This is a genomic window from Protofrankia sp. CiP1_Cm_nod4 (assembly GCF_982290645.1).
Map to the genome: position 1 here is coordinate 4549 of NZ_CEVIVC010000163.1, position 6042 is coordinate 10590.

Below are 6042 nucleotides of genomic sequence, written 5' to 3' on the forward strand. Positions count from 1 at the left end.
GCGCCCGGCAGCCGGTATCGGCCCGGTGTGCCGCCCACAGGTGCCGGCACCAGGAGCAGACCGGCAGCACGTACACCGGGGCGTAGCCGTCCGGTCCGGTCATGCCGCCCAGCCGTCGACGTCCGGGGTCCAGCCCGTGCCGGGAGCGTCGAGGCCAACGACCTGACCGGCGACCGGTGGCCGGTAGCGGTGCGCCATCCGGCCGATCTCGGCGTCGTCGATCCAGGCGGCCCGCACCCGCACCGGGTCGGCCTGCCCGTCGGCCAGCACATAGCCGACCCCGGGCAGCCCGTCGGGAATCTCCTCCGCCCGTGCCCCGCGATCCCGGGCACCGTCGCCCAGCACGAGATCGACTTGGTCGGGTTCGGTCAACCGCAACGCGACCCGGACCGGGAACAGGTCCCGGAACGGCAGCACCTCTTTCCGCGGGTCCTGCACCGCCCCGATCACCACCACCCCGGGTGCCCGGCCCTGCGACAGCAGCAGCGGCAGCGAGGCGGCCAGCCGCCGCTTGAGCTCCCGGTCGGTGACGTAGGCGGTGAGCGCGGCGAGCTCGTCGACGATCACGACGATCAGCGGTTCGTCGGTGGTCGGGACGTGCAGCCGGGTCACCCCGCGGAGCCGTCCGGCCCGGCCGCGCATGACCGATACCGCGTCGTCGAGCAGGTCGGCGATGCCGGCGGTGTCGGTGGCGAACCGGGTGAACATGTCCCGGCCGAACGCGAGTTCCATCCCGCCCTTGGGGTCGGCGACCCACAGTTCGACCAGGCCGGCGCGGACCGCCGGGCCGAGCCCGCGGATCGTCGCCCAGAGCACCGACCCCTTGCCCGCCCCGGTGGCCCCGGCCACCAGCACATGCGCGCCGCGTACCGGTAGCCGCCAGGGCTGGCCGTCCTCCCGCCGGCCCACTGGAATCCCGGCCAGGTCCACCGGAGCGTCGTCATCCCAACCGTCACCGTCTCCGCCGTCCGCGTCCGGACCATCGAGATCGGCCGGGGGGACGAGGCCGGCCAGCGGGTCACGGTGGGTGAACTCCACCCAGATGTACCCCACCCGATCGGCGCGGATCCGGCAGGCCTGCGCGCGGAACGCCTGCCGCAGCGCCTCGGCCTGCTCCGCCCACTGCTGCGGGGTCTGCCCGTAGAGCAGTTCGACCCGCAGCCGATCCGCCCACCGGTCGGAGCGGATCGTGCGGATGCGGGGGAAGGTTTCGGCGAAGGCGACCCGGTCGCCGTTGGACACCGGGATCCGGATTGCCAGCCCGGTGTGCACCATCACCGGCCGCCACCGCCACCGGTACACCATGAGCAGGCGCAGCCGGCCCCGCAGCCAGCGGGCCAGCCAGGCGAACGACCGGCGGTGCGCCAGCCGCCACCCCACCGCCAGCACGGCGACGGCGAGGAGCGCCAGGCCCAGCCCGGCCGCCCCGTAGCGCTCCCGGATCACCAGCACTGTCAGCAGCAGACCCACCAGCACCGGATGCCGGATCAGGAAGACCACCAGCCGGGCGCACATCCGCCCGGCCAGCCCGGCGAGCACCACCCACAGGGGTACGTCGACTTTCGGATGCCGGGTCGGCAGGTCGGGAAACGGCCGGGAGCCGTTGATTCTGGCCATGACAGATCACACCCACCCTGCATCAAACGAAAAAGAAACGGAAGGAAGAGAAACCGGCGGACCGGAACCGGCGGAGCGCAAAGAAGACTCAGACGGCCGTCCCGGTACCCGGGAGAAACGCGCTCAGGCCGCTGTTGCGGTATCGCCTGTCGAATCGTCGCCGGTACGGCCTGTCAGCAGCCGTTCGCATTCGTGCAGATAGTCGGTGGCGGCCCGCACCAGCGCCCGCGCGAAATCGAGATGATCGACGGTTAGCACGTCGTCCGCCGTGGACAGGGACAGGTGGGTGCGGTCGGCATCGACCGCGAGGATCGGCCGCTCGTGCGGATAGGTGAAGCACCGCGCCGACCAGCCCGACCCGACATGCACGCCGATATGCCCGTGCGACCCGACCGGCACCCGCCCGCCACCGGCGTCCGGGGTAGCTGGTGTCCCGGTCATGCCGCCGCCCGCCCGGAACCTGCGCGTACCGGCCGTATCCCGGCCGCCCAGAACGAGAACCCCTGCCGGGGCTTCTGCCCGTTCGTGTTCACATACGGGGTCAGGGTCAGCCCGTCGAACTCCACCGGCCGAAACGGGGTCCCCGCCAGCGGCTCCGGCGGGACCGGCCGCACCCCAGCGGCGATCTTCACCTTCACCTCCGCCGAGCCGGCCCGGGCGTTGGGGTCGGCGTCCATCACCCGCACCGCCCACACCAGCTCACCGGTGACCTTGTCCCGTTCCTGCGCGTCGGCTATCCCCGCCTTGGCCTTGTCGAAGTCGTTGACCGGTTCCACCCCGAGCACATAGGCGCCGTGCGGGAACATGTCCGTGAACGCCACGGGAATCCGCTGCGGTACCGCCATCGCCGTTGTCACCTCGTCCCACCTTGTCAGCGTGCCGGCCGCTGCCGGCCGTCGGTCGTTGCAGGACATACAGTGCACGGCGCGCGAAGCGCTCGCCAAGCGCTTTCCAGCCGGTGTATACAGCCATCGGATAATCGACGGCATCCCCCGGAAGATCGGTATCGCCGGCACGGCCACCCGGGTTACCTTTGCTACATGTCAAACGGCGTTCCGGTGCACACCGCCCGCAGCCCCCGCCCCGACGAGGACTGGAACGCGGTCGCCGACGCGGTCAACAACCGGATGGCTCAGCAGCGGATCGGACAGAAAGCGCTCGCGGACGCCTCCGGGGTGTCGGTGGCCACCCTGCGCCGCATCCAGCACGGCGCACACGGCCGCCGGGTCCAGAACACGACGTTGACCGCGATCGCCCGCGCCCTCAACTGGCCCGACGACCACCTGATCCGCGTCCTGACCGCCGGGACCAGCCCGACCGGCACGGCGCCGCCGGCCATCGAACGGGAAATCCTCGCCGGTATCGGCCGCATCGAACAACAGCTTGCCGACCTTGGCCGTCGGCTGGCCACGGTCGAGGACCTCGTCACCGCATACGCCGCCCACAGGTAAAGGGGCCAGCATCCCGGGGCGGGCAATTGCCGCCCGGCGGGATTCTGACCCCCTGCACACACCACCACGACCCCCGCCGCCACCGCTTATCGCAGGACGGCGCCGACCGTCCGCACACTCAATCCGGCGCGCCGGACATCCCGCCGGGCTGCCCCGGCGGCAGCAGGTCGCCGAGCGGACGGAACACCAACGTCACTTCCACATCCCCGAACGCGTCGGCGAACCCCACCCCGTCCGGCAGCGCCGCCCAGGCATGCAGCACGTCCACCGGACGATCCGCCGGAAAAATCGTGATCGCGTTGATGTCCCCGTGCGCCGTGACCCGGGCGTGTTCCCCGCCGGTCATCGGCCGCCAGCCCGCCGCACCGACCGGGCCAACGCCGCCCCCAGCAGCAGCCGGCCCGCCGCCGGCGCCGTGACACGGTCGACGAAGAAGAACAGCGGCGTCACCTGATAGTCATGCCAGCCGCTTTCCACCGCGAACACCTCCGCCGACGCCGCCGAATCAAACGTGATCGTCGTATCGCGGACCCGGCGTTCCCCACCGGGCTCGAACCGCACCACCCCGTACAGCACCGATGGCCGTTCCTCCGCGTTTCCGTCGTCCGCTGGGCCTGTCGTGGTTGCCGTCACCGGCCGCACCCCGTCTCGTGGTCGTTTTCCCCTTGTTGGGACACCGGCCCAGCCCGCCCGGAAAGCAGCGCTCTCCCACCCGGAGCGGACCGGCCACCGGCCACGATTACGAGCTACACGAGCGCTGAAAAGGTCGCCGGCCGTATACACCCGGTGGTTACACTGGCGGACAGTGCGCAGCCTGAAACCCGCCGCGTCCCCCTGTCCCGCCCGGGAGGCAGCCATGACATCGCGTAACCGGGAACTTCCCGCCGCGCCCGCTGGTCTGTGGGACCGTCCCGAGATGGTCCACGCCCTGGAGCAGCGGGATATGGCCGCGGTGTTGAAGATTTTTCAGAAGTGGACCGGTGCCACCCAGGGGCAGATCGCTACCGCCTGTGGCACGCCGCAGTCCCACATCAGCGAGATCCGTAACGGCAAACGGCAGGTCATGACCCTGGCCGTCTTCGAGCGGTTCGCGAGCGGCCTGAACATCCCCCGCGCCCGTCTCGGCCTGGAAAGCGACAAGACCAGCCCAGACGCCCCGCCGGCTACCACCACCGCCGAAACGCTGCCCACCCGCCGGACGGTGTCCCTCGCGATCCCGGCCGCCGTCGGACTCGACATGGCCCCCGACACCCTGGTCACCGCCGCCGCCCGCCAGTCCGCCGCCATCCTGGAACGACTCGGCGCGGCAACCGTCGACCCACTCGTTCTCGAACAGCTCGCCGACGACGTCGCCCGACTCTCCCTCGACTACATCGCCGGACCCCCCGAAGCGGTCCTTGCCGACACCATCGACACGCGTACCCGGGTCCTGGCCCTCCTCGACCAGGCCCGCCGGCCCGCGCAGATCCACGACCTCTACCTGATCGCCGGACAGCTCTCCGGGATTCTCGCCTACGGCGCCATCGACCTGGGCAAACCCGGCCCGGCCATGACCCACGCCCGCACCGCCCTGATGTGCGCCGACCTCGCCGGACACACCGACCTTGCGGTATGGGCGCGGGGAACCCAAAGCCTGATCGCGCGTTTCGCGAACCGGCACCGCGAGGCCCTCCAGTACATCCACGCCGGGATGGCGCTGCGTCCCACCGGCGCGGGCCTGGCCCGGATCGTCAGCGGCGAAGCGCAATGCCTGGCCCACCTCGGCGACATCGCCGGCACCCGCGCCGCACTCGCCGCCGCAGCCGACGCCAGCGACCACGACACCCCGCCATCCGACATCGAAACCGGGCTGTTCACCTTCCCCCGCGCCATGCAGTACTACTACGCCGGTGGAAGCCTGATCTGGCTTCCCGACAACACCGGCGCCGCGGACGCCGAGCAGGCCATCACCACCGCCATCACCCTGTTCACCACCGGACCCGCCGACCAACGGTTCGTTGCCGATGAAATCCTCGCTCATGTCTACCTGGCGACCGCCCGCCTGCTCCGCGGCAACATCGACGGCGTCACCGACGCCCTTCGACCGGTCCTGACGATCCCCCCGCAGCAACGGGTGTCCTGGCACCGCCGCCGCCTGGACCGCATCGCCGCCCTGCTCGACGCCCCCCGCTACCGCACCTCGACCACCGCCGCCGACCTCCGCCACGAGATCGTCGCCTTCTGACCGCGACACCGGCGGCAGGCGTAGAAGGCCGCTCCCGACACGCTCCCGAACCGCTCATTCCCCTGACACAACCCGCACCCAACGGGCAGGATGACCCCGAAGCGGGAAGCGGTGGGAAGCCGAGGGGAGACACCAGCGGTGGTCACAGTACGGGTCGTCCGGGTGTTCACCGACCAGGCCGGTAACCACGGCAACCCCCTTGGAGTCGTCGAGGACGCCGCCACCATCGTCCCCGACCCCGCGCACCGTCAGGAGATCGCCGCCCGTCTCGGCTACAGCGAAACCGTCTTCATCGACGACACCGCCACCTCAACGATCAGCATCTACACCCCCCGCACAAAAATCCCCTTCGCCGGACATCCCGCCGTCGGCGCCGCCTGGTTCCTCGGCCGCATCCACGGCACCCCACAGGATGTGCTCCGCACCGAGGGAGGCGACGCCCGGACCTGGACCGATGACAACGGCGTGTGGGTACGCGCCGCCCTGGCATCCACCCCGCCGTGGTGGCATGAACGCCTCGACGACCCCAAACAGGTCGACGACCTCACCGGCCCGCTACACCCCGGCCAGGACTTCACCCAACTATGGGCATGGGAAGACGAAGACGCCGGCACCATCCGGGTACGGACCTTCGCCGACCGGGTCGGCATCCCCGAAGACGAAGCCTGCGGATCCGGCGCCATGCGCCTGGCCGCCGCCCTCGGCCGCCCCCTGACCCTCCACCACGGCAAAGGCTCCGTCATCCACGCC

At 71.0% G+C, this 6042-nt stretch carries 8 protein-coding genes; 3 read left to right on the forward strand and 5 right to left on the reverse strand.

Annotation, left to right across the window (positions count from 1 at the left end; all coding sequences use genetic code 11):
* Positions 1-99: 99 nt before the first annotated feature.
* The 3 genes from AC5LSR_RS21105 to AC5LSR_RS21115 all read right to left on the reverse strand — a co-directional run bounded on the left by AC5LSR_RS21105 (position 100) and on the right by AC5LSR_RS21115 (position 2462).
* Positions 100-1617: an FtsK/SpoIIIE domain-containing protein gene (locus AC5LSR_RS21105; RefSeq protein WP_250289502.1), complete on the reverse strand. Its 1518-nt coding sequence runs from the start codon at positions 1615-1617 to the stop codon at positions 100-102.
* A 123-nt stretch (positions 1618-1740) separates the two neighbouring features.
* On the reverse strand, positions 1741-2016 hold the full coding sequence (locus AC5LSR_RS21110) for a hypothetical protein (protein ID WP_493468884.1): 276 nt from the start codon (positions 2014-2016) through the stop codon (positions 1741-1743).
* Between the two features lie 38 nt (positions 2017-2054).
* Positions 2055-2462 carry a plasmid replication, integration and excision activator gene (locus tag AC5LSR_RS21115; RefSeq protein ID WP_250289520.1) on the reverse strand — a complete coding sequence of 136 codons (408 nt, stop codon included), beginning with the start codon at positions 2460-2462 and terminating at the stop codon, positions 2055-2057.
* A 195-nt stretch (positions 2463-2657) separates the two neighbouring features.
* On the opposite strand from AC5LSR_RS21115, the gene AC5LSR_RS21120 reads away from it, so the two are divergent.
* A complete protein-coding gene (locus tag AC5LSR_RS21120; protein ID WP_250289498.1) occupies positions 2658-3068 on the forward strand; it encodes a helix-turn-helix domain-containing protein in 411 nt (136 codons plus the stop codon).
* Positions 3069-3186: 118 nt separating this feature from the next.
* Here the strand turns inward: AC5LSR_RS21120 and AC5LSR_RS21125 are convergent, their stop codons facing one another.
* Positions 3187-3414 (reverse strand): hypothetical protein, encoded by a 228-nt coding sequence (locus AC5LSR_RS21125; protein ID WP_250289497.1) that lies wholly within the window; start codon positions 3412-3414, stop codon positions 3187-3189.
* On the reverse strand, positions 3411-3644 hold the full coding sequence (locus tag AC5LSR_RS21130) for a hypothetical protein (RefSeq protein WP_493468885.1): 234 nt from the start codon (positions 3642-3644) through the stop codon (positions 3411-3413). The genes AC5LSR_RS21125 and AC5LSR_RS21130 overlap by 4 nt, the downstream gene beginning before the upstream one ends.
* Before the next feature lie 280 nt (positions 3645-3924).
* Between AC5LSR_RS21130 and AC5LSR_RS21135 the strand changes: the two genes are divergently transcribed.
* Both AC5LSR_RS21135 and AC5LSR_RS21140 read left to right on the forward strand, forming a co-directional pair.
* Positions 3925-5292 carry a helix-turn-helix domain-containing protein gene (locus AC5LSR_RS21135; RefSeq protein WP_250289493.1) on the forward strand — a complete coding sequence of 456 codons (1368 nt, stop codon included), beginning with the start codon at positions 3925-3927 and terminating at the stop codon, positions 5290-5292.
* Positions 5293-5430: 138 nt separating this feature from the next.
* Positions 5431-6042 (forward strand): PhzF family phenazine biosynthesis protein (locus AC5LSR_RS21140; RefSeq protein WP_493468886.1); only part of this gene is annotated, 612 nt, incomplete at its 3' end.

Excerpts from the sequence above, each read along its gene's own strand:
- AC5LSR_RS21115 (WP_250289520.1), bottom strand. The coding sequence starts at position 2,462 with ATGGCGGTACCGCAGCGGATTCCCGTGGCGTTCACGGACATGTTCCCG.
- AC5LSR_RS21125 (WP_250289497.1), bottom strand. The coding sequence starts at position 3,414 with ATGACCGGCGGGGAACACGCCCGGGTCACGGCGCACGGGGACATCAAC.
- AC5LSR_RS21120 (WP_250289498.1), top strand. The coding sequence starts at position 2,658 with ATGTCAAACGGCGTTCCGGTGCACACCGCCCGCAGCCCCCGCCCCGAC.
- AC5LSR_RS21135 (WP_250289493.1), top strand. The coding sequence starts at position 3,925 with ATGACATCGCGTAACCGGGAACTTCCCGCCGCGCCCGCTGGTCTGTGG.
- AC5LSR_RS21105 (WP_250289502.1), bottom strand. The coding sequence starts at position 1,617 with ATGGCCAGAATCAACGGCTCCCGGCCGTTTCCCGACCTGCCGACCCGG.